Source organism: Thiorhodococcus drewsii AZ1 (genome assembly GCF_000224065.1).
Lineage (GTDB): Bacteria > Pseudomonadota > Gammaproteobacteria > Chromatiales > Chromatiaceae > Imhoffiella > Imhoffiella drewsii.
In genome coordinates this window covers 1-3044 of sequence record NZ_AFWT01000091.1, presented here as the reverse complement: position 1 = coordinate 3044, position 3044 = coordinate 1, and the positions used below count along the sequence as shown (strand labels likewise).

Here is a 3044-nt window from a genome sequence, read left to right as displayed (position 1 = left end):
AACCCCTCGACCCAGCGCGCACTCTCTTTCTCTTCGAGCGGACGGCTGGCCGCTTTGTCCTGCCCCAGACGGCCGGGTTCGCGGGCCCAGGTATGCGAATCCAAGAGTCCCAACGGGATCCGATCCGGGGTCACCGCCAGGGTCGGATGCAGATACAGCCCCCAGCGCGATTCGTAGTTGAGCGGCTCCAGGCCATTCATGCGGCCCTTCTTGGTGGTGTAGTCAAGTTCGGTCGTGTCCTGGATGCACAGCACCCGCTCATGGGCGCGCAGGCGTTCCTCGGTACGCTCCACATGCGGCGCCAGCACCCGCTTCGCTGTGACACTATCCTGATCGAGCAGGCGATAGGCCGCGCGCGTCTCGTCCCACCCGCCGCAGGCCGTCGGAATGCTTTCACTCGGCTTCGTACCCAGTTTCCCCAGCACCCGCCGCGAGCGCCGATTCAGGCGGACATCGCCCAGATCGATGGTGCCAAGCTCCTGCTCCAAGGTGCCCAGCGGCAGGTCCTCGGGAAATTCGGGGGCTCGATCAATCGGTTGATTTCGCGCTGTCTCGTGCATTGTTCTCCATCCCAACTGTCGGCGTTCACGTCACAAACAGTGCAACGGAAACCCAGGCGACGAATCCAGTCTTGGGCCGCAATCGAACAAGAAATGTGTGCGAAACTGGTTCGAGATATGGGTAAAGGGATGGGTTATGGTGGAAAAGCTATTTATTCTAATAGGGCGAAGTTTTACACAAGTCGCCTTTCGGGCCTTATATTGGTGGGTGGCGGTTTGTGGTTAGCAAGCCTCCAGGAAAATGAATGACCAATATCGAATAAAGTCATCTATGGAATATCAAGAGAGCAACGCAAAAGGTTACAACAGTATTTGCACTTGGTACGAAGAAGTAAAAAATATTCTGAATATGGCGTCGATTACGTTAGTAAGGCCATTGAAAAAGATAAATTCAAGAAGAATGCGCTGGATGTTGGCTGCGGTTTAGGTCATCTCGTTACACACATCTCCGCTGATCTGTTCATGAGTTGCTGATTTATATAGACAGGCGCTTTTGGGGTGGTCACGCGAAATCAATCACTTACAGACTTATGTGTAATGGTATGGGTTATGCCCCTTTAGAGGAAAAATTCGAAGTTTCTGCTGCATTCATTTGGTTGAGTCACAGAGCTAGGGAGTTTGTCTTTAGATTGAGTTATCCAAGGGGGAGCAAGATCGGCGTAGCCTTTGAACCTTGGTATTGGTTTTATTCAGGAAAAGCACAACCAGTCGTCGGAGGCGACTGAACTCGCTGGCGCTCTTACCTCACCTCAGCTCAAACGTTAGCGCTACCATGGATAATGGAAAGATAAATTGTAAGCGCTTTACTATTTCTCTATTGGCCGGATGTGCTGTAAGCGCGATTACGATGGGGTTTGTTCATGCTTGGTCTGGATATCCAGTCGGGAGGTTTTACAAAAGCTTTGAGGATTTTCCATTTCTTGCTTTGGTCTATTTGGCAATAGAAGTGATAACCACTGTTTTTGTTGCTGTACCAATATTAGTCATGCTTAACCGCGTACAATGGCTTAGAAGGTCAGTGGTTTCAGTTGTCGTTACATTATTGGGTGCCGTATGGGTAATTCCAGTGCTCGGACAACAGCCGCCGCCATATATTCCTATACTTTTCTCTGCTTCCGGCGGCTTTCTTGCAGCTTCCATATTTTGGGTAATGTATGCAAGAGTTAATAAGTAAGTTATGTCGCTCATCCTATTCGATCGGACCCGCTAACGCGCGCCGAATACTTAAGCGTTATGCGTAAAGCCGCACTCGTTAGTTCTATGTGATGCGAGAGCAAGCAGTAACAATCAGAGTTCTTCGAAAAACAGTCCGCTTGTTTGGTTCGTTTGTAGTTATATTCGTCTTGATTGGATTAGGGGGCTATGCGGTATTGGAGTGTCAAGATCGAAACTACGCCGCTGAGTACTTTCGTTTCATGGAGTATGGTGCCGTGTTAGAGTCTCGAAAATGGCATAGCCAAGCGCTTGGTTGCACGTATGCAATCATCTCACTTCCCGGAAATGCTTCTTTTGCACCACCAAAGCAGTGGCTCAACGAAATTGCTTGGTACAAAACGCCAGTGGTGTTCGATAAAGAGGCGAAAAATTATTATTGTCATAACTTAATATGCAACTGTGAAGGTGAGTTGGATTCCAAAACAATAGGTCGATTGAGTAGTCTTTTGAGCAATCCCGGGTCTTTCTACTATTTCCATAATCATCGGTCTCCTCACTCGTATATGTGGCAAGGGGTTATTTATATTTACTCGAAACCCGAGAAATTGGCGGCGATGGTGAGGTTTGGTGATTGAGCGCATAACAAATTGGTCAAGCCGTTCGCCTTTGGCTCACTCGGACCTCCAATTCTCCGCGCCTGGTCGGGCATGGCTTCACCATTCTTGACCGATTAGCCGCTTCATACTGAACGCCTCTTGCCTTGGCATTATGCTCATAATAATTTATGAGTATAAAAATATTTTTCTTTGCTGTGTTGTTCTAGATATTTATGGGAGGCGTTCTCTTGGCTGGTCAATCAGAAATCATCGTTAAACTTGAAACCAAGACAGGGACACTGGAAGGATCTCTTATCATTCCCAATGAAAAAAGGTCGGTGCCAGTCGCATTGATTATTTCTGGATCGGGGCCGACAGACAGAGACGGCAACAATGCTGTAATTGTTACGTCCCGTGTGATTATCTGCCTCGACGGAGCTATCCTTTGTTCCGAGCCCGCGAGGTGCTAGAGCACATGGTCCGCAAAGCCATCGCTCGCGGAACAGCCCACAACCCGGGAGCCTGATTGCCGATGGACATCCGCCTGCACAAAAACGCCCGCACCACTCCGGCGATTCGTCGTGAACTGCAAGCCTCCACGTTGCCGAGCAAGGTCCTCGCCGCCCAGTACAACCTCTCAGTGCAGACGGTGAGAAAGTGGCGACGACGCACGGTGGTCGAAGATGCCTCACGCCGCCCACACCGGCTCTCAACGACGCTCTCGCCCGAGCAG

General features: G+C 50.0%; 3 protein-coding genes and 1 pseudogene. 3 read left to right on the top strand and 1 reads right to left on the bottom strand.

What is annotated here, in order from left to right; all coding sequences use genetic code 11:
• Positions 1–560: IS4/Tn5 family transposase DNA-binding protein (locus tag THIDRDRAFT_RS23000; protein WP_007043340.1), on the bottom strand; the 560-nt coding region annotated here is incomplete at its 3' end.
• A gap of 530 nt (positions 561–1090) precedes the next feature.
• Between THIDRDRAFT_RS23000 and THIDRDRAFT_RS27440 the strand changes: the two genes are divergently transcribed.
• From THIDRDRAFT_RS27440 to THIDRDRAFT_RS22995, 3 genes and pseudogenes are all read left to right on the top strand, one after another.
• Positions 1091–1285, top strand: coding sequence for a D-alanyl-D-alanine carboxypeptidase family protein (locus THIDRDRAFT_RS27440; RefSeq protein WP_083827585.1), 195 nt, complete (start codon positions 1091–1093; stop codon positions 1283–1285).
• Between the two features lie 47 nt (positions 1286–1332).
• On the top strand, positions 1333–1734 hold the full coding sequence (locus tag THIDRDRAFT_RS26020; RefSeq protein ID WP_139058890.1) for a hypothetical protein: 402 nt from the start codon (positions 1333–1335) through the stop codon (positions 1732–1734).
• Between the two features lie 1109 nt (positions 1735–2843).
• Positions 2844–3044 (top strand): annotated as a pseudogene (locus THIDRDRAFT_RS22995) (IS481 family transposase); the annotation flags it as partial.